Raw genomic sequence first — 24,843 nt, 5'->3', positions numbered from 1 at the left:
CCTGTCAGACTTTTTCGACTTCGGGACGGCCAAGCAGGCCGGTCGGCATGAAGATCAGCACCACGATCAGGATCGAGAACGCGGCGACGTCCTTGTACTCCACCGAGAAATAGGCCGACCAGAACGTCTCGATCAGGCCGATCGCGAGCCCGCCGAGCATCGCGCCCGGCAACGAGCCGATGCCGCCGAGCACCGCGGCGGTGAATGCCTTGATGCCGGCGACGAAGCCCATGAAGAAATCGACCAGGCCGTAATACAGCAGGTACATCATGCCGGCGACGGCGGCGAGCGCAGCACCGATCACGAAGGTCATCGAGATGGTGCGGTCGACATCGACGCCGAGCAGCGCGGCCATGGTCTGATCCTGCTCGCAGGCGCGCATGTCGCGGCCGAGCCTTGTGCGCGAGACCAGCCAGGTGAACACCGCGAGCAGCACGATGGTCGCGAGCACGACCACGATCTGGATATTGGAGAGCTGCACGGCGAAGCCCTGCGAACCTTCATGCAGCGTATAGCCGCCGGTGATGATCGGCGGCACCGGCTTGACCCGCGCGCCCTGCGACACCTGCGAGAAGTTGGTCAGGACGAACGACATGCCGATCGCCGACAGCATCGGCGCGAGGCGGAACGAGTGGCGCAGCGGCCGGTAGGCGATGCGCTCGATGGTCCAGCCATAGAGCGCGGTGATCACCATCGAGACCAAGAGCACGATCAGCAGGATCAGCGGGATCGCGGTGAGGCCGAGCGACACCAGCACCAGGAACGAGATCATCGCGATGAAGCCGCCGATCATGAAGATGTCGCCATGGGCGAAGTTGATCATGCCGACGATGCCGTAGACCATCGTGTAGCCGATGGCGATCAGGCCGTAGATCGAACCGAGCACGAGGCCGTTGATCAGTTGCTGGGCGAAATAATCCATGCGCTGCCGTTAGAGCCTGTTCGGTTGAGAACCGAACTGGCTCTCGCTTTGATCTGGACGCGCACTCTTCATGCGAACCGGTTCCCACTTCGCTCGAAAACGCTACGTCGCGGATGACGCGGCGAGGGCCCTCGGCAGCCTGATCCGTCGCGTCGCGGTATTTTCTAACAGCGGAACCCCGGCGGCGGCAACAGCGTGGCAGCAGCAGAAAGGGCCTTGTACATAACTACTTTGGCGGGTGCGGTTCCGATGTCACAGGGGCGACACGTCGCTGCCTTGCAATGATCGCGCCGGAACCGGTGTTCCCCGGGCAGCCGCGCTGCGAGGGCGCGCGTTGTCCCCAGCTTCATGAAGGCAAAAGGGCGCAGGCCCGGCCTGAGCTGGATCCGGGCCGGCAGGGCGAGAGGCCCGATCCGCAGCGCGAGTTCGACGAAGGTTGAGCACGAACATTTGTAGAAGGATCTCGCCGCGAGGCGGGACCTTTCTGTTCTGTTTGCGCCTTGATCTGCGATGCTGGACAGCCGTCGAGCGATCATCCGCTATCGCCGCGCTTGATCGGTTCACGCAGCGAACCGCTCGACCATGAAATCAATGAAGCTGCGCAGCTTGGACGACATGTGCCGGTCGCGGAGATAGAGCAGATTCGTCGGTCGGACCGGCGGCGAATAGTCCGCCAGCAGATGGACCAGACGACTGCGCGCCACGTCGTCCGACAACATCATTTCCGGCAGCATGACGATGCCCATGCCGGCGAGCGCAGCACGGCGCAGTGCTTCGGCGTTGTCAGCCTGGAGGCGGGAGGTGAGGGGAACGTTGATCTCTCCATCCGATCCGGTCAGGCGCCAGATCGCCTGCGCGGAATGCCACTCGGAACGCGCGCCATAGCTGTAGGCCAGGCAATCGTGCCGTCCCAGGTCATCCGGCTGAAGCGGCGTGCCGCGTCGTTCGAGATAGTCGGGCGATGCGCAGATCATCAACCGGTAAGGGGCAAGCGGGCGGGCGATCAGATCAGACGTCGGCAGATTGCCGAGACGGATCGCGGCTTCGAAGCCTGCTTCCGCCAGGTCGACCACCGCGTCGGTGATGACGAGATCGAGATCGATGCCGGGATAGATTGCGGCGTAGTCGGCGAGCGCGGGCATCAGGCACTCGACGGCGAAGGTGACGGGAGCGGTGATGCGCAAGCGTCCCTTGGGTGAGGTCTGGGTCTCCAGCGCCAGTGCCTCCGCGTCGCCGACCAGGCCGAGGATTTCCACGCACCGGTCGTAATAGATCTTGCCGAAGTCGGTCAGGTTCTGGCGCCGCGTGGTGCGGCTGATGAGCCGCGTGCCGAGCCGATCCTCCAGGGCCTGAAGGTGGTTTCCGACCATGGTCGGCGAGAGGTCGCATGCGGCCGCAGCGGCCGTCAGGCTGCCGGTGTCGACGACGCGAACAAAGAGGCCCATGGCCCGCAGGACATCCATTGCCAAGTTTTCCTGGAGAGTGACCCAACAGATCGGCAGTTTATCAAATTTATATGAGCAATACAGTGCATTCCGGGGCGAACCAGCGGTTCGGCGGAACGAGCGGCGCTCCCGTTGAAACGCCCCTGGAGCTTGCCCCTGATGCCGAATTCGAAAGTCGACAAGACCGCGTCGCGACTGACCCTGATCGCCACGAGCCTGGGCTTCCTGCTCATCATTCTCGACGTGACCGTGGTGAACGTCGCGCTGGAACGGATCAAGGTCGCGCTCGAGACCGATGTCAGCGGTCTGCAATGGGTCGTCAACGCCTACACGCTGGTGTTCGCCAGCCTGCTGCTGACGGGCGGCGCGCTGGCCGATCGCTTCGGTGCCAAGCCGATCTTCGTCAGCGGCTTTGCCCTGTTCACCGCGGCGTCGCTGGTCTGCGGTTGTGCGGCAAGCATCTCCGTGCTCGTCGCGGGCCGCGTCGTGCAAGGCGTCGGTGCCGCGCTCTGCGTGCCGGCTTCGCTCGCCTTGGTCAGCGCCAGTTTCCCCGATGCAGCCGATCGTGCGCGGGCAGTAAGCATCTGGGCCGGCGTTGGTGGCCTCGCTCTGGCGGCAGGTCCCGTCGTCGGCGGCGTGATGGTCGATCGCCTGGGCTGGCCGAGCATCTTCTTTCTCAACATTCCGCTCGGCGTCATCGGGCTGTGGATCACGCTGGGCTATGCGCCGTCGGGTTCACGTACGGCGGGGCGTGGCCTGGATCCGCTCGGTCAGGTCCTTGCCATCGTCGGCCTTGCGGGACTTACCTTCGGTTTCATCGAGAGCGGCGGGCTCGGCTGGACCCATCCGCTTGTCGTTGCCGGCTTTGCCGTGTTCGCCATGGCTGCGGCATCGTTCCTGCTGGCGGAGGCACGCAGCGCCGATCCGATGCTGCCGCTGTCGTTGTTTTCGACGCCGGCCGTCGGCGCCGCCTCGCTCGTCGGGCTGCTCACCAATTTCGCCTATTACGGCCTGATGTTCGTGCTCAGCCTGTTCTTCCAGGCGACCAAGGGCTACTCACCGCTCGTCACCGGTCTTGCTTTCCTGCCGATGACCGCGCTGGTGACGATCGCCAATCTTGCCGCCGGCGCCTTCACGGCGCGCTTCGGTCCGAGATTGCCGATGGCGCTGGGGCAGGCGCTCGCTGCCTTCGGCTACTTTGCGCTTGCCGGCACCGATGCGGGCACGTCCTACGTCACCATCGTCGGTCCATTGCTCGCCGCCGGGATCGGCGTGGCCATGACTGTGCCTTCGATGACGGTTGCGGTCCTGACCAGCGTCGAGAAGCAGCGGGCCGGCATCGCGTCCGGTGTGCTGAATGCGGCGCGCCAGACCGGGGGCGTGATCGGCGTCGGCGTGTTCGGATCGCTGGTTGCAGAACCCCATGGATTTCTCGGCGGGATGCACCTTGCCTTGCTGCTCGCCGGTGTAGCGCTGACGATCGGATGCCTTGTGAGTGCGATCGGTGTTCGGTATCGGACTGCCGCGGCCGTGACCGAGTGCTGAACCAATCGTCTCAGGACGAAACATCTTCACGGAGCAGGGTGGCTCCGGCGCCCTGCTGTCCCCAGCAATCCCCAGGCAGTTAAGGTAAACAAAGGGTTTAAATTGCCGCCGGCAATTGATCGGCGTTACCTCGCACGCTGAACCGTCGCCGATTCAAACGGCGCTGGAACCACGGGAAGCGGCAATGTCGAACAACTGGCGGATCAGCTCCTTCAACGGCGCGCTGCTTGCGGCCTATTTCATTCCGGTCTGGACCATCATCGCCTTCAGCATCATGGTGTCGCCGATCCACGGCCTCTATGAGCGGCCGAGCGTGTCGATCGCGCTGTATGCGAGCGACTATCTGCACCTCGGCAAGATGGCGACGGTGCGGCTCGCGTGGCTGCTGGCGCTGGCGCGGATCACCGTGGTGGCATTCTTCGCCGTCTTCCTCGCGATGGCGGCGTTCTCGCCGCTGCGCAAGCGCAGCAGCGGCAGCGACGAGGCGCTTGCGGTGGCGCTCTGCCTCGGCAGCGTGCTGAGCTTCGCCAGCATGATGATGGCATCCAAGGTCGGCGAGATCGAAGCGATGCGCATGCATGCCTCGGAGCTCCTGATGCTGCTCGGCACCGCGATCGTGATGCTGTTCGAGACCTCGCCGAGGCGAACCGCCGAGGCGCCCGCCGCCGAGACCGGCGCGCCGGCCGGCGAACTATCCCTTCAGCAGCCCTAGCTCGGCAATGATCGCGCCGGCTTCCTTGACGGCGTGATTGGCCGCGGGCACGCCGCAATAGATCGCCTGTTGCAGCAGGATCTCCTTGATGTCGTCGGGCGTGAAGTCGCCTTCGGCCAGCGCCGCGCGCACATGCAGGCGGAATTCGTCCCACTGGCCGAGTGCGACCATGGTGCCGATCACGAGCACGCGGCGCGTGCGGTGATCGAAATGCGGCCGGGTCCAGATGTCGCCCCACGCGTAGCGCGTGATCAGGTCCTGGAAGTCGGTGTTGAACGCGTTGCGGTTCTTGATCGACTTGTCGACCCATTCATTGCCCAGCACCTTGCGGCGTTGTGTCATGCCGTCGTCGCGGCGTTGGTTGTCGTCCATTGATGTCTCCTCTTGTCATTGCGAGGAGCGAAGCGACGAAGCAATCCATGCCTCGGCAAGCGGTGACATGGATTGCTTCGCTCCGCTCGCAATGACGCTCTTGGCTGTTAGCGTTGCGTCAGGAAGCCGACCACGGCTTCGGTGAAGGCGTGCGACTGCTCGACATTGGAAATATGCGCGGCATCGAGCAGCGTCATGCTGGCGCCGGGAATGCCGCTGCGGATCATTTCACCCGCCGACACCGGCGTCGCCATGTCCTGCTTGCCTGCGATCACCAGCGTCGGGCTCTTGATCCTGGGCAGCAGCGCGCGCTGGTCGAGCGTCGACAGCGCCTCGCAGCAGGCGAGATAGCCCTCGACGGGCGAGGCCAGCAGCATGGCCTTCATGCGCGCCGCGGTCTCCGGCTCGCGCTCGCGGAAATCAGCGGTCAGCCAGCCCGCGATCACGGTGTCGGCGACCGCGGCGATGCCGCCTTCCTTCACCGCCTTGATGCGGTTCAGCCAGTTGGTCGGATCGGGATAGTAGCAGGCGGTGTTGGCGAGGATGATCTTGCCGAACCTTTCGGGGGCGTTGGCGCCGAGCCATTGCCCGACCATGCCGCCCATCGACAGGCCGCACCAATGCACCTTCTCGATGTTGAGGTCGTCGAGGATCGCGAGCACATCGCGGCCGAACCGTTCCATGGAGTAGGGCCCGGCGGGCACGCCCGACTTGCCGTGACCGCGGCGGTCGTAGCGGATGACGCGGAACATCTGCGTCAGCGCCTTCATCTGCGGCTCCCACATCTGCAGGGTGCAGCCGAGCGAGTTCGACAGCATCAAGGTCGGTCCGCCGTCGCGGCCGTCCACCTGGACGTTGAGCAGGCACCCGTCGGCGTTGATCATCGGCATTGGCTTTACCCTTCTGTCATGCGCGGACTTGATCCGCGCATCCATCGAAAATGAATTTCCTTGCGATGATGGATTGCCGGGTCAAGCTCGGCAATGACATCTCGCTATTTCTCAGCAAGCGAAGCCAGCAGCCGATCAATCAGCGTCTGCGAGGCGCCCTGATAGGCCATCGGCTCGAACAGTTCCGCGATTCTCTTCGCATCGAGATGCGCGGTGACCTTGGCATCCGCCGCCAGCACGTCGCGCAGATGCTTCTTCTCCGCGACCGCTGTCTTGCTCGCGGCTTCGATCACATGATGGGCGTCGCTCTTGCCGATCTTGTCGGCGAGCGCAAAGGTGACGGCTTCCGCCATGATCAGCCCATGCGTCGCATCGAGATTGCTGCGCATGCGCGCCGCATCGACCTCGAGCCCTTCGGCGAGATCGACGATCGCAGCGAGCGCCCCTGACGTCACCAGCATCAGGCCCGGCAAGGTCGGCCATTCCGCGTGCCACGGTCCGGCGCTGCGCTCATGGTCCTGCACCTGCGCGGCGAAGATCGTGGCAGTAAGGTTCGGCGCCATGGTCGCGGCGCCGAGCGCGCTCGCGGCGGCAACCGGGTTGCGCTTGTGCGGCATGGTGGAGGAGCCGCCGCGGCCGGCGCCCGCAGGCTCGAAGGCCTCGCCGACATCGGTCTGCATCATCAGCGAAATGTCGCGCGCGATCTTGCCGCAGCTGCCGGCGAGGATCGCGAAGCCAGACGCGGCCTCGGCGATGCGGTCGCGGTGGGTGTGCCAGGGCGCATCCGGCAACGGCAGGTCCAATTCCTTCGCAAGCGCTGCCGCGACCGCGAGGCCCTTGTCGCCGAGCGCGGCGAGCGTGCCGGCGGCGCCGCCGAATTGCAGGGCCAGCGTCTCGCGGCGCAGGCGCAGCAAGCGCTTGCGGGAGCGGTGCAGGGCCGCGGCATATTCGGCGAGCTTCAGGCCGAACGGCATCGGCAGCGCGTGCTGCAGCCAGGTCCGCGCCACCACGGCGGTATCGCGATGGGCGCGCGCAAGCTTGGCAAAACCGGTGACGGCGCGGTCGAGGTCGGCGAGCAGCGCATCGATGCCGGCGCGCAGCGACAGCATCGTCGCGGTGTCGATCACGTCCTGGCTGGTCGCGCCCCAATGCACATAGCGCGCAGCCTCGGCATCGGACTTGGCGACGTCAGCGGTCAGGGCCTTCACCAGCGGGATCGCCAGATTGCCGGACCGCGTCGCGGCGTCGGCCAGCGCGGCGAGGTCGAATGATTCGGCCTTGCAGGAGTTCGCGATCGGTCCCGCGGCTGCCGCGGGAATCACACCGCAGGCCACTTCGGCGCGGGCCAGCGCGGCCTCGAAATCCAGCATGTTTTGCAGGGTGGTGGCGTCGTCGCACACCGCGCGCATCGCGGCGCTCGACAGCATCGGGGCAAGCAGAGGGGAGAGGGCTGTGCTCATGGCGCGCGACCTAACCACTGTCGCGCACAGATGCCAATGCCCGGGGCGCCTGCGCCATTTTCAAGCAGGCGTCGTGCGCGATTTCGTGAACGGCGCGCTCGGCTTGCTGCGGTTGCGAATATGCATCGCTCATCCTCCGAAGGTGCCCTTTCCTTTGCGCCCGGGCTGCTTTACTTGGGGGAAAAGGTTTCTTGCGATCGAGGAGGTCCCCCATGGCCATGACAATGACCGGCGAAGTCCAGCTTGCAGCGCCGCGCCAGGCTGTGTGGGACAAGCTCAACGATCCCGAAGTGCTGAAGGCCTGCATTCCCGGCTGCGAAGAGCTGGAGAAGACCGACGAAGGCGGCTTCCGCGCCACCGCCAAGATGAAGGTCGGCCCGGTCTCTGCCCGCTTCAAGGGCAAGGTCACATTGAGCGATCTCGATCCGCCGAACGGCTACAAGATCTCGGGTGAAGGCGAGGGCGGGGTCGCCGGCTTCGCCAAGGGTGGCGCCACCGTCGGCCTCGCCGACAAGGATGGCGGCACGCTTCTGAGCTACAACGTGGAGGCGCAGATCGGCGGCAAGCTCGCCCAGCTCGGCCAGCGCCTGATCAACGGTGCCGCCAAGAAGCTGGCCGATGAATTCTTTGCAAATTTCGCCAAGGCGGTGCAGGGTTAGCCCCGCTCACGGGCCGGATCATTCAGGCCCGGCCATGCTCTGGATGGGTGGCTCCAAAGGTTGCCCATCGCGGGGCGCGCCCATATTATGCCGTCTGGAATGATTTTAAACCGCCTGCTTCGCCGATATGCGGTGGCGCAGATAAGAGAGTGCTGATGGCCAAGATTTCAATGATCGTGAACGGCAACCCCGTTAACGCGAATGTCGACCCCCGTACCCTTCTGGTCCAGTTTCTGCGCGAAAACCTGCGGCTGACAGGCACCCATGTCGGCTGCGACACCTCGCAGTGCGGCGCCTGCGTCGTGCACCTGGACGGCAAGGCGGTGAAGTCATGCACGACGCTCGCGGTGATGGCCGACGGTCATGAGGTCAAGACCATCGAGGGGCTGGCTGCCGATGGCGCGCCGCTGCATCCGATGCAGGAGGCCTTCCGCGAGCATCACGGCCTGCAGTGCGGCTTCTGCACGCCGGGCATGATCATGACCGCGGTCGACCTGGTCCATCGCAAGGGCCACGAGCTCTCCGACGAGGTGATCCGCGAGGAGCTGGAAGGCAATCTGTGCCGCTGCACCGGCTACCAGAACATCGTTGCCTCGATCGCCGCCGGCGCCAAGGCGATGGCCAAGTCGGACCTCGCTTAGCAAGTCGGATCTGGCCTAATCCGTAATTCATCGCGACCGCGATCAGGACATTCCAATGTACGAATTCAAATATCATCGTCCCGGCACCGTGCGGCAGGCCGCCAACCTGTTGGTGAAGAACGAGGACGCCAAGCTGATCGCCGGCGGTCACACGCTGGTGCCGGTCATGAAGCAGCGGCTGGCGAGCCCGCCGCATCTGGTCGACCTCTCCCACATCGAAGGTCTCGACACCATCGAGATGAAGGGCCGCTCGCTGGTGATCGGCGCCACCGCCAAGCATGCCGAAGTCGCGAACTCGGCGATCGTCGGCGAGGCGATCCCGGCGCTGGCCGAGCTCGCCGGCCTGATCGGCGATCCCGCCGTGCGCCACCGCGGCACCATCGGCGGCTCGCTCGCCAACAACGACCCGACCGCCGACTATCCGGCCGCGGTGCTGGCGCTGGGCGCGACCATCGTCACCAACAAGCGCCGCCTCAAGGCCGAGGAGTATTTCCAGGGCCTGTTCTCGACCGCGCTCGAGGCCGACGAGATCATCACCAAGGTAATGTTCCCGCTGCCGAAGAAGGCGGCTTATGTGAAGTTCCGCAACCAGGCCTCGCGTTACGCGTTGGTCGGTGTGTTCGTGGCCAAGCGTCCGTCCGACGTGCGCGTCGCGGTCACCGGCGCGGGCTCCGACGGCGTGTTCCGCGTCGCCGCGTTCGAGGAGGCCCTGAAGAAGCGCTTCTCGCACAAGGTGCTCGACGGCATCGCGGTTCCGGCCGAAGGGCTGAACAGCGACCTGCACGGCAGTGCGGAATACCGCGCCCACCTGATCGGCGTTTTGGCGCGCAGGGCGGTGGAAGCCGCGAACGCCAAGGACTAGATCCAAGGGACTGGATCCGAACTGGATCCCAAGGACTAGACTCAAGGCGTGATGTTGCTAACCCCTGTTCGAAGACTGGCAGTTCCATGAGTGCATCGGCGTTACCCACTTCCGTCGATGCGCTCGAGGATCTCCTGACCTCGCGCGGCTATCTCGCCGAACGGTCGCTCGCGACCGTCACCTATCTGGCGCTGCGGATGGGCCGGCCGCTGTTCCTCGAAGGCGAGGCCGGCGTCGGCAAGACCGAGATCGCGAAGGTCCTGTCGGCGGCGCTCGGGCGCAAGCTGATCCGCCTGCAATGCTATGAGGGCCTCGACGTCGCCTCCGCCGTCTACGAGTGGAGCAGCGCGGCGCAGATGATCGCGATCCGCCTTGCGGAAGCCTCCGGCGATACCGATCGCGACCAGCTCGCGAGCGACATTTTCGCCGAGCGCTTCCTGATCAAGCGGCCGCTGTTGCAGGCGCTCGAGCCCGATGTCGCGGGACCGCCGGTGCTCTTGATCGACGAGCTCGACCGCGCCGACGAGGCGTTCGAGGCGTATCTCCTGGAAATCCTCAGCGACTTCCAGGTCACGATCCCCGAGCTTGGCACCGTGAAGGCGCCGGCGCCGCCGATCGTGATCATCACCTCGAACCGCACCCGCGAGATCCACGACGCGCTGAAGCGCCGCTGCCTCTATCACTGGGTGGATTATCCCACAGCCGAGCGCGAGCTCGCGATCGTCAAGTCGCGGGTGCCGAACATTTCCGCCAAGCTGTCGCAGCAGGTCGTCCGCTTCGTGCAGGCGCTGCGCAACCAGGATTTCTACAAGTCGCCGGGTGTCGCCGAGACCATCGACTGGGCCACCGCGCTGTCCGAGCTGGACGCCCGCTCGCTGACGCCGCAGGTGGTCGGCGACACGCTGGGCGCGCTGCTCAAGTACCAGGACGACATCGCGCGCATGCAGGGCGATGCGTTGCAGAAGACATTGAAGGACGCGACGAGCGAGACGTAAGCGCGGTCGCATTTGCGTCCGTCGTTCCGGGGCATGTGAAGCGTGATCCCGGAATGACGAAGTCGAGAGATTCCGATGGCGATCAACCACCTCGCGCCTCCGACCGGCCACATGGCCAACAACGTGATCGGCTTTGCCCGCGCGCTGCGGGCGGCCGGGCTTCCCGTCGGGCCGGGTTCGGTGATCGATGCGCTCGATGCATTGCAACTGATCGAGGTCGGCAACCGCGCCGATTTCTACGCCACGCTGGAAGCGATCTTCGTCAAGCGCCATGAGCATGCGCTGATCTTCCGCCAGGCCTTCATGCTGTTCTTCCGCGCCGCCGAGGAGTGGAAGAGCATGCTGGATTCGGTGCCGCTGCCCGACCACGCCAAGAAGAAGCCGCCGCCGGCCTCGCGCCGCGTCCAGGAGGCGATGGCGCAGCCGGCGAAGACCGAGGAGCGGCCGCAGGCCCAGGAGCAGGAGCTGAAGCTCTCGGTCTCCGACAAGGAGATCCTGCAGAAGAAGGATTTCGCGCAGATGACCGCGGCCGAGATCGCCGAGGTGACGCGCGAGATCGCCAAGATGCGGCTGCCGCAGGCCGAGCTCGTCACCCGCCGCTACCAGCCGGACGCGCGCGGCCTGCGGCTCGACATGCGCCGCACCGTGCGCAACTCGCTGCGCACCGGCGGCGAGATCATCGATATCAGGAAGCTCGGCCGGATCGAGAAACCGGCGCCGATCGTGGCGCTGCTCGATATCTCGGGCTCGATGAACGAGTACACCCGCCTGTTCCTGCACTTCCTGCATGCCATCACCGATGCCCGCAAGCGGGTCTCGGTGTTCCTGTTCGGCACCCGCCTGACCAATGTGACGCGCGCGTTACGGGCGCGTGACCCCGACGAGGCGCTGGCGAGCTGCTCGTCCTCGGTCGAGGACTGGGCCGGCGGCACCCGGATCGCGACCTCGCTGCACAGCTTCAACCAGCTCTGGGCCCGCCGGGTGCTCGGGCAGGGCGCCATCGTCCTCCTTATATCCGATGGACTAGAACGGGAGGCCGATGCCAAACTGGCCTTCGAGATGGACCGTTTGCACCGCTCCTGCCGCCGCCTGATCTGGCTCAACCCGCTGCTGCGCTATTCCGGCTTCGAGGCCAAGGCGCAGGGCATCAAAATGATGTTGCCCCACGTTGACGAATTTCGTCCGGTGCATAACTTGACGTCCATCAAGGGCTTGATCGGGGCGCTGTCATCCCCGCCGCCGGCGCACCACCGCAGCCTGATCCGATCCGTGGCTTGAGGGAGGCTGATATGCTCAATCGCGACGAAGACATTCTTCAGGCCGCCGAGACCTGGCAGAAAGCGGGCCATGGCGTGGCGCTCGCCACCGTGGTCGAGACCTGGGGCTCGGCGCCGCGCCCGGCCGGCTCGAGCCTCGTCATCAATGACGACGGCACGTTCCTGGGTTCGGTCTCCGGCGGCTGCGTCGAGGGCGCGGTCGTGACCGAGGCGCTCGACGTGATCGCGAGCGGCCAGCCCAAGATGCTCGAATTCGGCGTCGCCGACGAGACCGCCTGGAATGTCGGCCTGTCCTGCGGCGGCACCATCCGCGTGTTCGTCGAGAAGGTCGGTTAGCCGTGAAGCTCGAAATCCTCAAAGAGCTGAATGCCGAGCGCGCCGCGCGCCGCCCGGTCATCATCGTCACCGACACCGCCAACGGCGATCAGCGCCTGGTCAAGGCCGCCGACATCGCGGCCGATCCGCTACGCGCCGAACTTGCCAAGCAGCTGCGGATGGGCAAGAGCGGAAATGTCGAGGTCGGCGGAAGGAAACTGTTTCTCAACGTCTACGCACCGACCGCAAAGCTCGTGATCATCGGCGCGGTGCATATCAGCCAGGCCCTGGCGCCGCTGGCGCGCTCGCTCGACTATGACGTGACGGTGGTCGATCCGCGCACGGCGTTTGCAAGCCCCGAGCGTTTCCCCGACGTGCCGCTGGTCGCCGAATGGCCCGACGTCGCGCTGCCGCCGCTCAAGGTCGATCACTACACCGCGTTCGTCGCGGTGACCCATGATCCGAAGATCGACGATCCGGCGCTGCTGCACGCCTTCGACCGCGAGTGCTTCTATGTCGGCGCGCTCGGTTCGCGGAAGACCCACGCCAAGCGCGCCGAGCGGCTGCGCGCGCAGGGCGCCAAGGACAGCGATATCGCGCGCATCCACGCGCCGATCGGTTTGGACATCGGCGCGGTGTCGCCGTCGGAGATCGCGGTTGCGATCATGGCCGAGATCACCGCGCAGCTGCGTTTGCCTCCCAAAGAAAAAGAAGAAGCGGCATGAAGTTCGGTCCCGCCAGTCCGGCCGACGCGATTGGCGGCGTCACCGTGCATACGCTCCGCCAGGGCGCGCTGGTGCTCAAGAAGGGCACCAAGATCGGCCCTGAAGAGGTCGAGGCGCTGACCAAGGCCGGCGTCAAGGACGTCGTCGTGGTGCGGCTGGAGGACGGCGACGTGTCCGAGGACACAGCTGCCGCCAGCATCGCGCAGGCGGTGGCGGGCGAGGGCGTCAATGTCGAGCGCGCCTTCACCGGCCGCGCCAATCTGTTCGCGGCGCGTCCCGGCGTGCTGGTGGTCGATCGCGCCGCGGTCGATCGCATCAACGGCGTCGACGAGGCCATCACCTTCGCCACGCTGGCGGCCTACAAGCCGGTGGTCGAAGGCGAGATGATCGCGACCGTCAAGCTGATCCCGTTCGGGGTCGAGGGACGCTTGCGCGACGCCGCCGTCGCGGTCGCCGGCAAGGATACGCTGCGGATCGCGCCCTATGTGATCAAGAAGGTCGGCGTGGTCTCGACCTTGCTGCCCGGTCTCGCGCCGAAGGTGATCGACAAGACGCTGCGCGTCACCGCCGAGCGGCTGGCGCCGGCCGGCGCCACCATCATCGCCGAGCGCCGCGTGCCGCATGACGAGACGGTGCTCGCGGCCTCGATCAAGGATTTGCTCGGCCTCGGCGCTGAGCTCGTCATCGTGTTCGGCGCGTCGGCGATTGCCGACCGCCGCGACGTGATCCCGGCCGCGATCACCGAGATCGGCGGCGCCATCGAGCATTTCGGCATGCCGGTCGATCCCGGCAATCTGCTGCTGATCGGCAGCGCCGGTGGCGTGCCGGTGCTGGGTGCGCCGGGCTGCGCGCGCTCGCCGGTCGAGAACGGCTTCGACTGGGTGCTGATGCGGTTGCTCGCCGGCATCAAGGTGACGCGGTCGGATCTGACCGGCATGGGCGTCGGCGGTCTGTTGATGGAGATCGTGACGCGGCCGCAGCCGCGCACCGTCCCGGATACCGAAGGCAACCGCAACGTCGCGGCGATTGTGCTCGCCGCGGGCCGCTCGACCCGGATGGGCGGCCCGAACAAGCTGCTCGCCGAGCTCGACGGCAAGAAGCTCGCGCGCATCGTCGCCGAGCAGGCGCTGGCCTCGAAGGCCTCGGAGGTGATCGTCGTCACCGGGCATCAGGGCGACCTGGTCGAGCAGGCGCTGGCCGGGCTCAAGGTGAAATATGTGCGCAATCCGGATTTCGCCGGCGGGATCGCCAGCTCGGTGAAGGCGGGAATCTCCGCGGTCTCCGACAGCGCCGATGGCGCGATCGTCTGCCTCGGCGATATGCCGCTGATCGATGCACAGCTGATCGACCGCCTGATCGAGACCTTCGCCCCCGACCGCGGCCATCTGATCGCGGTCCCCGTCAGCGAAGGCCGCCGCGGCAATCCGGTGTTGTGGTCGCGGCGCTTCTTCAGGGAATTGATGACGCTCGACGGCGACATCGGCGCGCGTCATCTGATTGCCAAGCATGCCGAGGTGGTCGCCGAAGTCCCGGTCGAAGGCAACAGCGCCTTCCTCGACATCGACACGCCGCAGGCGCTGGAAGCCGCGCGGCGCGGCTAGCCCCACTGTCGTCCCGGCCTAGTGCGCAATTGCGCACTAGGCCGGGACGACGAGTGGATAGAACTCGTCTCAACCCGTCATTCACCATCTGGAAACGACCCCCGCGTACAGTCCGCGCCGGACTTTGGGGGATTTCCGCTTGATCATTTCGACCGCCGCCGCGCAGCGCCGCGCGCTGACGATACTTGTCCTGACATTGCTGCTCGGTGCCACGCGTTTCTCCGTGGAAAACTTCGTCCCCAAGGCCCGCGCAGCCGGCGCGTTCGCGGTCGGCAAGTGCGGGGCGTATGGCCAGGCCTACGACTATCCGGCGGAAGCCGCGGCACGTGCCGCCGCGCTGAAGCAGTGCAAGGGCGACTGCACCACCGTCACCATGAAGCGCGCCTGCGCCGCGCTCTCGATCGACCTGAAGAACCCCTGCGGCGCGCATGGTTATGCGGTCGCGCCGAAGATCTCGAGCTCGCTCAACGCCGCGACCAAGAAATGCTACGACTATGGCGGCAAGGAATGCGTGATCCGCGCCTGGGCCTGCGACGCCAAGGGGTAGGGGAGGCACCGCATCAGCTAGTAGCCCGGATGAGCGCAGCGATATCCGGGGCTTCGTTCGAATCCCGCATTTCGCTACGCGCATGCGGGCTACCGCTAAAGCGGCCCCGGATCAGCGATCGACATTCGGATTGAGCTTCTTCGCCGCAGCAATGTCGGCCTCGCCGGCGGCGACGTCACCCTGCTGGCGCTTGGCGATGCCGCGCCAGTAAAGCGCCGCGGCGGAGGCTGGTTGCAGCCGGAGCGCGTGATCGAATTCGGCGACCGCGCTGTCGTATTTGCCGGTCGCGAGATACACGATGCCACGCCCGATCAAGGCGAGATCGAAGTCGGGCGCGAGCGTGACGGCCTTGCTGTAATCGGCCAACGCGCTGTCGTACTCCTTCTTGACCAGATGGATGTCGCCGCGCGCGCCGACCGCAAAGGCATCGTCCGGGTCGAGCCGGATCACCTGCTCGATATCGGCGAGGCTGCGGTCGAGATCGCCGGTCTGGGCGTAGGCCTGGCCGCGATAGATGAGGGCCCTTGCGAGATCCTTGCCGGCAAACTTGCCCGACGCGATGGCCTCGGTGCATCCTGCGATCTGCGCGTCCCACGCGACGTCAGGTTTTCCGGTGCATCCCGCATTCAGTGCCGTCTCGGCGCCCGCCGAGATCGCAGGCGACGCCAAAGCGAGGATCGTGCAGATTGTCCCGGCGGACACAGGCAGCGCGCGACATCTCTTCATCGATGCTCACCGAATGGCACGACCCGGACATCGCGAATGCTGCATGCCCAGGCCTTTGTCGCGCGCGCGGAACGCCAGGTTCAGGGCCCGCCGGCCGCGGGCTACCGCGATGGCAGCGCCGCGATCGTCTCCCGGACCAGCCGCTCGGTCGCGACGCGGTCGTCGTTCGGCGTATAGGACCAGCCGATCCTGACGATCACGAGATCCAGTGACGGCATCACGATCGTGTACTGGCCCTGGCTGCCGGCAGCCATGAAGCTGTCGGGTGGAAAGCCTCCGGCGATGCGGCCGCGGCCGGCGGGCGAGCCGCCGCGTTGGGTCCAGAAGCCCGCGCCGTAGCCGTATTCCTCGGCGCTTGGCGGCGTCAGCGTCGCCGAATAATCGACCCAGCCCTCGGGCAGCAGGCGACGCCCGCTCTCGGTGACGCCGTCCCGCAGGTAGAACAGGCCGAAGCGCGCCCAGTCGCGGGCGCTGGCCCAGAGATGGATCGTGCCGAGTGGAGCGCCGGCGCTGTCGTACTCCAGCGTGGCATGCTGGAAGCCGAGCGGCTCGAACAATTCGCGTGCGATGAAGCGTCGTGCGGCATTGGCATCACCGCCGGCCAGGTTTCGGATGATCCGCGACAGCAGCACGAAATTGCAATTGGTGTAGCGCCACTCATCGCCCGGCTTTGCGCGCAATCCGAGGCTTGCCGCGAAAGCCGATTGGTCGGCCATGTCGTATTCCATCTGGGTGTCGGGATCGAAGATGGTCGAAAATCCCGATGTATGCGCGGAATCTCCGCCGCTGAGGCCGCTCGTCATGCGCAACAGCTGGTCCGGCGTGATCGGGCGTCGCGGGTCGTCCGGCTTCGACCATTCGGTAATCGGCGCCGGCGCGTTGATGTCGAGCTTGCCGCTCCGCACCAGAATTCCGAGCAGGGCGTTGGTCACCGATTTGGTCATCGACCAGCCGATCAACGGCGTTGCCGGCGTCACACCAGGCGCGTAACGCTCGCCGACGATGCGGCCGTGATGCAGGACCACGACGGCCTTGGTGAAGCGGCGCGGTCCGGTGTCCGGTTCGGCGAACGCGTGGTCCAGCGCATCAGCCAGTGCTGCGTTCACCGGCGCCACGACATCGGGACCTGAGAGCGGCGGCAGCGCCGCGGTCGCCGGCGGCAGGTCGTCGGCCTCGCCGCGGAAGAAGCGCGCCTCGCGCCCGGGATGCAGCACGCGGCATCCGAACGGGCCGTCATGCACGGCACGGCTCTCGATCAGGCCGGCGAGGCTGGTCCGCACCTCCTGGTGCTGGCGGTCGACCGTATAGCGCAGCAGGCCGCCGAGCGGGCCGAGCTTGGGCTTGATCGCCTCGTCGAAGAACTGGGTCGGATCGAGACCCGCCACGAAGGTCGCCGAGCACAGCTGGTGACTGGCAAAATGCACGGGAACGCCGGCGGCGCGCGCCAGTCCGTCGCGGCCGATGAACGCGGCGGCCGATCCAAGGCAGGCCACAGCCGAAGCGAGCTTCCAGTTCCGTCGCAGCGAGATCATTCACGGCACCCACTGATGTTGCGTGGGCCGTGGCATAGCCGCATCATGTGCCGGCCGTCTGTCGGCAGGCCGACACAGTGCACGGGGATGTGATGCAGGCGAAAGCAGCGACGAGCGAGGCCGGCCGATCGGCTGCGATCACGTCGGCCCAACGCGCCGTGCTCGAGAGCAGCGAATGGTTTGCCGCGCTCGACCCCGCGTTCCAGCAGGCGATCGTTGCATGGTCGCGCGTCATGACGGTGCCGGCCGGCGGCGCCGTGTTTCACCGCGGCGATCCCAGCGACGGCATCTATTGCGTGCTGTCGGGCGCGATCTGCTTCAGCGGCAGCGCGCCGTCGGGCAGGGGATCGATCGCCGCGCTGGCCGAAGCGCCGCAATGGTTCGGTGAGATCGCGCTGTTCGACGGCGGCCCGCGCACCCACGACGCGCTCGCCGACATCGCCTCGACCGTGCTGCATCTGCCGCTGCGCCATCTGACGAAACTCCTCGCCGATGATCCTCGCCGATGGCAGCAGATGGGGCGAATGCTGGTGCACAAGCTTCGCCTCGCGCTCACGCTGCTCGAGGACATGGCGCTGGAGCCGCCGCGCGTGAGGCTGGCACGCTGCCTGATCAACCTGCTGGAAGGCTATGGCCAGCGCAAAGCGGCGCCGGCGGGCAGCGTGCGCGTCTCGCAGGAGCGGCTCGGCATGCTGCTCTCGCTCAGCCGTCAGACCGTCAACGAGCTGCTGCGGCATCTCGAGCAGGAGCAGGTCATTCAATGCCAGCGTGGCGCCGTGCGCATCCTCGATCTCGGCCGCCTCACCGAAGCGGCCCGTGGGGCGGTGTAAGAAACGAACGCCGGCGTCCGACGGGCAGATGAGGGATGCGCCGTCAGGGCTGGCGTTTGCCGCTCACCCGCGGATAGATTCATCGCATGCAGTTCGACACCAAGATCGCGGTCGTGATCCGCACCGACCTGGAAGTCTGGCAGAAGCTCAACGTGGCGTCGTTTCTGGCCGGCGGCATCGCCGCTTCCTATCCCGAATGCATCGGCGAAAGCTACGAGGACGGGTCGGGGACCCAATATCTCTCCCTGATCGGCCAGCCGATCCTGATCTACGGCGCTGATCGTGCGCAGTTGTCACGCGCGCTGGAGCGTGCGCTGGCGCGCGACGTGAAACCTGCGCTTTACACCGAGGACATGTTCAGGACCACGCATGATGCCGCCAACCGCGAGGCGGTGAGGGCGGTCGCGCGCCCGGAGCTCAACCTGGTCGGCCTCGCCATTCGCGCCGAGCGCAAGTTGGTCGACAAGATCCTCGACGGGCTGAAGTTTCACACGTAGCGGGCGCGCACGTGAGGTGAGCACGACGGTCAGGCTCCCTCAGGGGGAGGGAACCCTTCCGCCGGTGCGTCCATCGCTACCGGCTCGCCGCCTTGTCCGGCATGATTTGCAGCAACGGCGTCGGCGCAATCGATATCTGACCCGTGAACGGCCGATCGTGCGCGGCGATCAGCAGAGCCGATGTCGCGACGCCGGTCGCGAACAGTCCCATGGCGATGGCGGATCCCAGCCGATTGTCGCAGTGAATGAGAGCAATCGCCAGCAACTCGCAGACCGCCTGAATGTAGAGGCACCACCACTTGATTGCGTTGACTTCCGACTGGCTGAGGATGACGCGTTGCCGTCGCGCGTCGAGCGCCGTATCCAGCGCCGTGATGATCTCGCGCTGCGCCGTCTGCTGGCCCGGGTTCTGCACAGGCATCGAAATGACCAGCCGCAGCGCCTCGGTGAGGGCAGCAGGTGCCGCCTTGAGCGAAGCCTTCTGGCGCGCCATCATTGGCCATTCCACGGCAACTGCTTCCTCGATGTGATCGTGAACGAGGCTGCGCAAGCGCGCCTCCTGTTCCGGTGGCAGGCCGCCGGCAAGAAGGATGACCGTTCGCAGCGCACTGGCTTCGCGGCTAACCGCCGTTGCTGCATGCTCGCTGTCGCTCCAGACCTGAGCCGCGGTGAAGGCAACGAACAGGCCGAAAATGACGCCGAGCACCGGTAGCAAGCCGGCAGAGATCGATTTGAATGACGCCACCCGCGTCTTGGTCGACAGGGCCGCAACGGCCAGGAAAACCAGCAAGGTGAGAAAATAGGTGAAGCCGAAGACAGTGAAGGCCATCCACGGCACTGAAAGGTTGTGTAGCCAGTCGCTCATTGGCGTCTCCTCAGCCGATCGCCTGAATCAACTCCCACTACAGCGCCTGATCGCGGCGCCTCCCTTCTGGGAGAGCACCAAGTAAGCCGTAACCCGTCGCGCAGGGAAAGCCGGGTTGTTTCCGGTTGTGCCTGTGGCCCTGCCTTCCGCGGTTTGATTGCGTGGGACCCTTGGGGCTGACATGGGGTGCGATCGGCACTCGGCTTTCCCTGTGCCGTCTGATCGGGAGCGGGCGAAACGGGACCAAACCTCGGGCGGAACGCGCCGCGAGATCCGGGCCGTACGCCCACCTAAAAACAGGAACGTTTCGCGCTGCCGCAGGTTACCTCATACCACATTGACAATGACTGACCAGTCAGTCATAATACGAGCATGACAAAACGCGCGAAAACATCGACCCGCACTCCGTCCGCCCGCCGCCGGACCACGGTCCGCACTGCCGCGGCCAAGGTTCCGAAGCTGGTCTCGCCGCCGGTCGCAGAGCCGAGGCCGCCGGCGAACCGCGCCGAAAAATCCGCCGAGCGGCGCGCGGCGATCATCGATGCGGCGATGGACGAGTTCATCGCGCGCGGTTTTGCCGCGACGCGGCTCGACGACGTCGCCAAGCGGGCGGGCGTCGCCAAGGGCACGCTCTATCTCTACTTCAAGGACAAGGAATCGATGTTCGAGGAGCTGATCCGCACCGCGCTGGTGCCGCTGATCAGCCGCATGACGGCGCTGCCGCCGATCACCGGTCCGGTGCGCGACGCGGTGGAGGGCTTTGCCGAGACCTTCATCCACGAGGTGGTGTCGACCCGGCGCGGCGACATCATCCGTTTGATCGTCTCGGAAGGGCCGCGCTTTCCGGCGATCGCCGATTTCTATTTTCGCGAGGTGGTGTCGAAGGGCCTGGCCGGCATGAAGGCGCTGGTCCAGCTCGCGATCACACGCGGCGAGATCAAGCACCGCGAGCTCGGGGAATTCCCGCAGCTCGTCGTTGCGCCGGCGATCGTCGCAGTGATCTGGCAGAGCCTGTTTGCCCGCCATGCGCCGCTCGATGGGCTCGCGATGTTCAGGATTCATCTCGATCTGATCTTTGGCGAACGGAGGCAGACATGACCGCGTCGCGCATGATGAAGCTGATAACGGCCGTCGCGCTGACGACGGCGCTGGCCGGTTGCCAGGAGAAGCGCGATCCCGGCTTCCAGGGCTGGGTCGAGGCCGACATGATCTTCGTCAGCCCCGATGAATCCGGCCGCGTCATCAAGCTCAACGTGCGCGAGGGCGACGAGGTCAAGCCCGGCGATCTGCTCTATTCGGTCGACGACGATCTGCAGCGCGCCGATCTCAACCAGAACAACGCGACGCTCGCCAACGCCCAGCAGAGCTATGACCGCGCGGCCTCGCTGCGCGGCACCGGGGCCGGCACCCAGGCCAATCTGGATTCCGCCGTCTCGGCGCTGCGCGTCGCGGAGGCGCGCGTCAACACCTCGCAGACCCGGCTCGACCGCCGCAAGGGGTTTGCGCCGATCGCGGGCTCGATCCAGCAGATCTATTTCCGCGAGGGCGAGATGGTGCAGGCGCAGCGGCCGGTGCTGTCGATCATGCCGCCCGGCAACATGAAGCTGCGCTTCTTCGTGCCGGAGACCGAGCTGCCGAAGCTCGCGCTCGGCGACGAGGTGAGGGTGACGTGCGACAATTGCGCGGCCGATCTCACCGCGAAGATCTATTTCATCGCCACCACGGCGGAGTACACGCCGCCGGTCATCTACAGCCTCGATGAGCGCAACAAGCTGGTCTATCTGATCCAGGCGCGGCCGAGCCGGCCCGACGTGCTGCGCGTCGGCCAGCCGATCAGCATCTACCTCAATCCGAAGACGCCCGTGGCGGACCGCAGATGAACGGCGGACCCACCAGTGCGCAGTCCAACGCATCGTCCATCGCGATCGATGTGAAGGGCCTGACCAAGTCGTTTGGCGGACGCGAGGTGGTCCATGACCTGTCGATGCAGGTCAAGCGCGGCTCGATCTATGGCTTCCTCGGACCGAACGGCAGCGGCAAGACCACCACCATCCGCATCCTGTGCGGGCTGCTGACGCCGGACAGCGGCGAGGGCACCTGCCTCGGCTACGACATCCGGCGCGATGCCGACAAGATCAAGCGCAAGGTCGGCTACATGACGCAGCGCTTCAGCCTCTACCAGGATCTCTCGGTGCGCGAGAATCTGGAGTTCGTTGCGCGGCTCTACGGCATGCCGGACGCGCGCGGCGCGGCGGCCGACATGATCGCGCGGATCGGGCTGAAGGGTCGCGAGGAGCAACTCGCCGGCGAATTGTCCGGCGGCTGGAAGCAGCGGCTCGCGCTCGGTGCCTGCACGCTGCCCAATCCGCAATTGCTGCTGCTCGACGAGCCGACCGCCGGCGTCGATCCCAAGGCGCGGCGCGACTTCTGGAACGAGATCCACGCGCTCGCCGCCGAAGGCCTCACCGTGCTGGTCTCGACCCACTACATGGACGAGGCCGAGCGCTGTCACGAGATCGCTTATATCGCCTACGGCCATCTGTTGGCCCACGGCACCGTGGACGAGGTGATCGCGGCCTCCGCGCTGTCGACCTGGACCGTGACGGGCGAGGATTTCAACGGCCTGATGGCCGAGCTCACGGACAAGCCCGGCGTCGACATGGTGGCGCCGTTCGGCACCAGCCTGCACGTCTCCGGCCGCGACAAGGCGGCGCTCGAGGCTGCGATTGCGCCTTATCGCGACAATTCGAAGTGGCACTGGCAGCCGAGCGAACCTTCGCTCGAAGACGTCTTCATCGACCTGATGGGGCGCTCCAAGGACAACTTCCAAGGATAATTGTCAGGGATTATGGCCATGAGCGCGACGGACACGATCCGGAATGGCGAGGCGAGGGAGCCGGCGTTCGGCTTCTGGCGGCGCAGCTACGCGATGCTGGTCAAGGAGTTCATCCAGCTTCGCCGCGACCGCGTCTCGTTTGCCATGATCATCATGCTGCCGGTGTTGCAGCTCACGCTGTTCGGCTTCGCCATCAACACCACGCCGCGCAACCTGCCGACCGCGGTGCTGACCCAGGAGGACACCGATCTCGGGCGTTCGATCCTGAAGGCGATGGAGAACACCGCCTATTTCCATTTCACCCGTGAGGTTCACACCGTCGCCGAGTTCGACGAGCTCCTGCAATCCGGCAAGGTGCTGTTCGGCGTCGAGATCCCGCGCGGCTTCGAGCGCGCGGTGCGGCGCGGCGACAAGCCCGCGCTGCTGGTGGCGGCCGATGCGACCGATCCGACGGCGGCGGGCTCGGCGCTCGGTGCGCTCGGGCCGCTGGTGCAGACCGCGCTGGCGCATGACCTGCACATCGGCGATCCCCCGGACATGCCGTTCGAGATCCGCACCCATGCCCGCTACAATCCGGCGGCGGAATCGCGCCTCAACATCGTGCCCGGCCTGGTCGGGACCATCCTGACCATGACCATGCTGATCTTCACCGCGCTGTCGGTGACGCGCGAGATCGAGCGCGGCACCATGGAGAGCCTGCTGTCGATGCCGATCAAGCCGGTCGAGGTGATGTTCGGCAAGATCGTCCCCTATGTGCTGGTCGGCTTCATCCAGGCCGCGCTGATCATCGGCATCGGCGTGCTGCTGTTCGGCGTGCCGATCCTCGGCAGCCTCACGCTGCTGGCGCTGCTCACCACGCTGTTCATCACCACCAACCTGTCGATCGGCTACACCTTTTCGACCATCGTGCAGAACCAGCTCCAGGCGATGCAGCTCTCGATGATGTTCTTCCTGCCGAGCATCCTGCTGTCCGGCTTCATGTTTCCGTTCGCGGGCATGCCGGTCTGGGCGCAATATATCGGCGAGGGACTGCCGCTGACCCATTTCGTGCGCATCGTCCGCGCCATCATGCTGAAGGGCGCGGCGATGCAGAACCTGCAATACGACACCATCGCGCTGGCCGCCCTGATGCTGTTCGCCATGACCGTCGCCGTGACGCGCTTCCGCCGCACGCTCGATTGAGGCAGAATAAGCGCTGTCGAGATTCCGGGTTCGATGCTTCGCATCGCCCCGGAACGACGGGCGAGGAAAAATGGCTGAGCTCTGGGGTAAAGACAACGCGGCGCGCCACAGCACCGTATCCGCCGATTTCCATCACGCCCTGATGCAGGAGGTGATGACCACCGAGCTGCTCCGCATCAAGGTGCTGATCGGCATCGCGCTCGGCTTCTCGCTGGTCACCTCGACGATCTACTTCACGGCTCCCGAGGCGCTGGCCCGGTTGTGGCACGGCAATTTCAAGCCGTCCTATATCTACTCCGTCATCGTGCCGTTCATCCTGTTCGAATTGTGGGTGCATGGCGCGATCACCAGGCACCAGAAGCAGGGCCGCGACCTGCCGATTGTCAGGCGCTATGTCGGCGCCCTGATCGAGACGTCGATGCCGACCGTCGCGCTCGCCTTGCATATCGACAACATGGGCCCGGTCGCGGCGCTCGGCTGGGTCGCGCCGCTGGTCTATTTCATCTTCATCATCGCCTCGACCCTGCGGCTGGATTTCTGGCTGTCGACCTTCACTGGCTTTGTCGCCGCCTCGGAGCTGTTCTGGATGGCGATGTATTATCGTCCCGACGGGACGCTCGATCCCGAGCCGGATTTCTTCTATCACTGCGCGCGCAGCGTCGTGATCCTGGTTTCCGGCGTGCTCGCCGGCACCGTCGGCATGCAGCTGCGGCGGCAGTTCGGCGCCAGCATCATGGCCGCTACCGCACGCGACCGCATCACCAACCTGTTCGGCCAGCACGTCTCGCCGCAGGTGGTCGAGCGCCTGATGGTGGAGGGCGCCGGCACCGGCAGCGACATCCGCCGCGTCGCCGTGATGTTCGTCGACTTCCGCAGCTTCACCGCCGGCGCGCGCACCCGCTCGCCGCAGGAAGTGGTGGACAGGCTCGACGGTGCCTTCGCCGTACTGGTCGAAATTCTCGACCGTCATGGCGGCATCGTGAACAAGTTCTTGGGTGACGGCTTTCTCGCGCTGTTCGGCGCGCCGTTCGAGACCGGCGACGCTGCGCATCAGGCGGTCGCCGCCGCACGCGAGATGCTGGCGGCCAATGAGCGCGCCAACGCGGCGTCGAGCTGGCCGCTGCGCATCGGCATCGGCATCCATATCGGCGAGGTCGTCGCCGGCAATATCGGCTCGCCGCGGCGCAAGGAATACACGGTGATCGGCGACACCGTGAACTTTGCCGCACGGCTCGAGGCGCTCAACAAGGACCTTGGCTCGCAATTCCTGATTTCGTCGGCCGTCCGCGATGCGCTCGGCGACGACTGTACGGACGCCGTCTCGCGCGGCGAGATCCCGGTGCGGGGTTACGAGCACCCGGTGCCGGTCTGGCAATTGGGGTAGGCGGCAGCAATCTGTGATTGGAG

26 protein-coding genes are annotated in these 24,843 nt (G+C 65.9%); 18 read left to right on the top strand and 8 right to left on the bottom strand.

The features are described 5' to 3' along the window. Positions 1 to 4: 4 nt before the first annotated feature. Both BI327_RS05070 and BI327_RS05065 read right to left on the bottom strand, forming a co-directional pair. A complete protein-coding gene (locus BI327_RS05070) occupies positions 5 to 922 on the bottom strand; it encodes an ABC transporter permease subunit (protein WP_076858635.1) in 918 nt (305 codons plus the stop codon). Between the two features lie 560 nt (positions 923 to 1,482). Next, positions 1,483 to 2,385 carry a LysR family transcriptional regulator gene (locus BI327_RS05065; RefSeq protein ID WP_076858634.1) on the bottom strand — a complete coding sequence of 301 codons (903 nt, stop codon included), beginning with the start codon at positions 2,383 to 2,385 and terminating at the stop codon, positions 1,483 to 1,485. Positions 2,386 to 2,526: 141 nt separating this feature from the next. Between BI327_RS05065 and BI327_RS05060 the strand changes: the two genes are divergently transcribed. Both BI327_RS05060 and BI327_RS05055 read left to right on the top strand, forming a co-directional pair. After that, on the top strand, positions 2,527 to 3,912 hold the full coding sequence (locus BI327_RS05060) for an MFS transporter (RefSeq protein ID WP_076858633.1): 1,386 nt from the start codon (positions 2,527 to 2,529) through the stop codon (positions 3,910 to 3,912). 184 nt (positions 3,913 to 4,096) lie between these two features. Then, on the top strand, positions 4,097 to 4,624 hold the full coding sequence (locus BI327_RS05055) for a hypothetical protein (protein ID WP_076858632.1): 528 nt from the start codon (positions 4,097 to 4,099) through the stop codon (positions 4,622 to 4,624). Here the strand turns inward: BI327_RS05055 and BI327_RS05050 are convergent. The 3 genes from BI327_RS05050 to BI327_RS05040 form a co-directional block, all read right to left on the bottom strand. Continuing rightward, on the bottom strand, positions 4,604 to 4,996 hold the full coding sequence (locus BI327_RS05050; protein WP_076858631.1) for a carboxymuconolactone decarboxylase family protein: 393 nt from the start codon (positions 4,994 to 4,996) through the stop codon (positions 4,604 to 4,606). The genes BI327_RS05055 and BI327_RS05050 overlap by 21 nt on opposite strands. A 107-nt stretch (positions 4,997 to 5,103) precedes the next feature. Next, positions 5,104 to 5,886 carry a 3-oxoadipate enol-lactonase gene (gene pcaD / locus BI327_RS05045; protein WP_076858630.1) on the bottom strand — a complete coding sequence of 261 codons (783 nt, stop codon included), beginning with the start codon at positions 5,884 to 5,886 and terminating at the stop codon, positions 5,104 to 5,106. 104 nt (positions 5,887 to 5,990) lie between these two features. After that, entirely contained in the window at positions 5,991 to 7,346 is a 1,356-nt protein-coding gene (locus BI327_RS05040) for a 3-carboxy-cis,cis-muconate cycloisomerase (RefSeq protein WP_076858629.1), read from the bottom strand. Between the two features lie 212 nt (positions 7,347 to 7,558). Between BI327_RS05040 and BI327_RS05035 the strand changes: the two genes are divergently transcribed. The 9 genes from BI327_RS05035 (at position 7,559) to BI327_RS04995 (ending at position 14,968) form a co-directional block, all read left to right on the top strand. After that, positions 7,559 to 8,005, top strand: a complete 447-nt coding sequence (locus BI327_RS05035; RefSeq protein WP_016840413.1) for an SRPBCC family protein — start codon at positions 7,559 to 7,561, stop codon at positions 8,003 to 8,005. A gap of 155 nt (positions 8,006 to 8,160) precedes the next feature. Next, positions 8,161 to 8,646 carry a (2Fe-2S)-binding protein gene (locus BI327_RS05030; RefSeq protein WP_016840414.1) on the top strand — a complete coding sequence of 162 codons (486 nt, stop codon included), beginning with the start codon at positions 8,161 to 8,163 and terminating at the stop codon, positions 8,644 to 8,646. A 55-nt stretch (positions 8,647 to 8,701) separates the two neighbouring features. Beyond that, positions 8,702 to 9,508, top strand: coding sequence for an FAD binding domain-containing protein (locus BI327_RS05025; RefSeq protein ID WP_076858628.1), 807 nt, complete (start codon positions 8,702 to 8,704; stop codon positions 9,506 to 9,508). Positions 9,509 to 9,594: 86 nt separating this feature from the next. Then, positions 9,595 to 10,503 (top strand): AAA family ATPase, encoded by a 909-nt coding sequence (locus BI327_RS05020; RefSeq protein ID WP_076858627.1) that lies wholly within the window; start codon positions 9,595 to 9,597, stop codon positions 10,501 to 10,503. 75 nt (positions 10,504 to 10,578) lie between these two features. Continuing rightward, on the top strand, positions 10,579 to 11,781 hold the full coding sequence (locus BI327_RS05015; protein WP_174683026.1) for a vWA domain-containing protein: 1,203 nt from the start codon (positions 10,579 to 10,581) through the stop codon (positions 11,779 to 11,781). Between the two features lie 11 nt (positions 11,782 to 11,792). After that, complete coding sequence (locus tag BI327_RS05010) at positions 11,793 to 12,116, top strand: XdhC family protein (RefSeq protein WP_076858625.1); 324 nt, start codon at positions 11,793 to 11,795, stop codon at positions 12,114 to 12,116. 2 nt (positions 12,117 to 12,118) lie between these two features. After that, positions 12,119 to 12,820: an XdhC family protein gene (locus BI327_RS05005; RefSeq protein WP_076858624.1), complete on the top strand. Its 702-nt coding sequence runs from the start codon at positions 12,119 to 12,121 to the stop codon at positions 12,818 to 12,820. Continuing rightward, positions 12,817 to 14,421 (top strand): NTP transferase domain-containing protein, encoded by a 1,605-nt coding sequence (locus tag BI327_RS05000; protein ID WP_076858623.1) that lies wholly within the window; start codon positions 12,817 to 12,819, stop codon positions 14,419 to 14,421. The genes BI327_RS05005 and BI327_RS05000 overlap by 4 nt, the downstream gene beginning before the upstream one ends. A 190-nt stretch (positions 14,422 to 14,611) precedes the next feature. Then, positions 14,612 to 14,968: a DUF4189 domain-containing protein gene (locus BI327_RS04995; RefSeq protein WP_076859224.1), complete on the top strand. Its 357-nt coding sequence runs from the start codon at positions 14,612 to 14,614 to the stop codon at positions 14,966 to 14,968. Positions 14,969 to 15,079: 111 nt separating this feature from the next. On the opposite strand, the gene BI327_RS04990 is transcribed toward BI327_RS04995, so the two are convergent. Continuing rightward, positions 15,080 to 15,694, bottom strand: coding sequence for a tetratricopeptide repeat protein (locus BI327_RS04990; RefSeq protein ID WP_083741927.1), 615 nt, complete (start codon positions 15,692 to 15,694; stop codon positions 15,080 to 15,082). A gap of 101 nt (positions 15,695 to 15,795) precedes the next feature. Next, positions 15,796 to 17,226 carry a serine hydrolase domain-containing protein gene (locus BI327_RS04985; RefSeq protein WP_076858621.1) on the bottom strand — a complete coding sequence of 477 codons (1,431 nt, stop codon included), beginning with the start codon at positions 17,224 to 17,226 and terminating at the stop codon, positions 15,796 to 15,798. 92 nt (positions 17,227 to 17,318) lie between these two features. On the opposite strand from BI327_RS04985, the gene BI327_RS04980 reads away from it, so the two are divergent. Together BI327_RS04980 and BI327_RS04975 are read left to right on the top strand one after the other, a co-directional pair. Next, positions 17,319 to 18,056 carry a Crp/Fnr family transcriptional regulator gene (locus BI327_RS04980; protein ID WP_083741926.1) on the top strand — a complete coding sequence of 246 codons (738 nt, stop codon included), beginning with the start codon at positions 17,319 to 17,321 and terminating at the stop codon, positions 18,054 to 18,056. An 86-nt stretch (positions 18,057 to 18,142) separates the two neighbouring features. Then, complete coding sequence (locus tag BI327_RS04975) at positions 18,143 to 18,553, top strand: DUF2000 family protein (RefSeq protein WP_076858620.1); 411 nt, start codon at positions 18,143 to 18,145, stop codon at positions 18,551 to 18,553. Positions 18,554 to 18,629: 76 nt separating this feature from the next. Here BI327_RS04975 and BI327_RS04970 read toward each other — a convergent pair whose 3' ends face one another. Continuing rightward, positions 18,630 to 19,418: a bestrophin-like domain gene (locus BI327_RS04970; RefSeq protein ID WP_076858619.1), complete on the bottom strand. Its 789-nt coding sequence runs from the start codon at positions 19,416 to 19,418 to the stop codon at positions 18,630 to 18,632. Positions 19,419 to 19,790: 372 nt separating this feature from the next. On the opposite strand from BI327_RS04970, the gene BI327_RS04965 reads away from it, so the two are divergent. The 5 genes from BI327_RS04965 (at position 19,791) to BI327_RS04945 (ending at position 24,820) form a co-directional block, all read left to right on the top strand. Next, on the top strand, positions 19,791 to 20,516 hold the full coding sequence (locus BI327_RS04965) for a TetR/AcrR family transcriptional regulator (RefSeq protein ID WP_076858618.1): 726 nt from the start codon (positions 19,791 to 19,793) through the stop codon (positions 20,514 to 20,516). Then, positions 20,513 to 21,298: an HlyD family secretion protein gene (locus BI327_RS04960; protein ID WP_083741924.1), complete on the top strand. Its 786-nt coding sequence runs from the start codon at positions 20,513 to 20,515 to the stop codon at positions 21,296 to 21,298. The genes BI327_RS04965 and BI327_RS04960 overlap by 4 nt, the downstream gene beginning before the upstream one ends. Continuing rightward, complete coding sequence (locus BI327_RS04955) at positions 21,295 to 22,254, top strand: ABC transporter ATP-binding protein (protein WP_076858617.1); 960 nt, start codon at positions 21,295 to 21,297, stop codon at positions 22,252 to 22,254. Before BI327_RS04960 ends, BI327_RS04955 begins: the two co-directional genes overlap by 4 nt. Positions 22,255 to 22,272: 18 nt before the next feature. Next, positions 22,273 to 23,436 carry an ABC transporter permease gene (locus BI327_RS04950; protein WP_076859217.1) on the top strand — a complete coding sequence of 388 codons (1,164 nt, stop codon included), beginning with the start codon at positions 22,273 to 22,275 and terminating at the stop codon, positions 23,434 to 23,436. A gap of 70 nt (positions 23,437 to 23,506) precedes the next feature. Continuing rightward, positions 23,507 to 24,820 carry an adenylate/guanylate cyclase domain-containing protein gene (locus BI327_RS04945; protein ID WP_076858616.1) on the top strand — a complete coding sequence of 438 codons (1,314 nt, stop codon included), beginning with the start codon at positions 23,507 to 23,509 and terminating at the stop codon, positions 24,818 to 24,820. Positions 24,821 to 24,843 lie beyond the last annotated feature (23 nt).

The organism is Bradyrhizobium mercantei (genome assembly GCF_001982635.1).
Classification (GTDB): domain Bacteria; phylum Pseudomonadota; class Alphaproteobacteria; order Rhizobiales; family Xanthobacteraceae; genus Bradyrhizobium; species Bradyrhizobium mercantei.
Note: the sequence above shows the minus strand (reverse complement) of the source record. Positions and strands in the feature narration are given on the sequence as shown.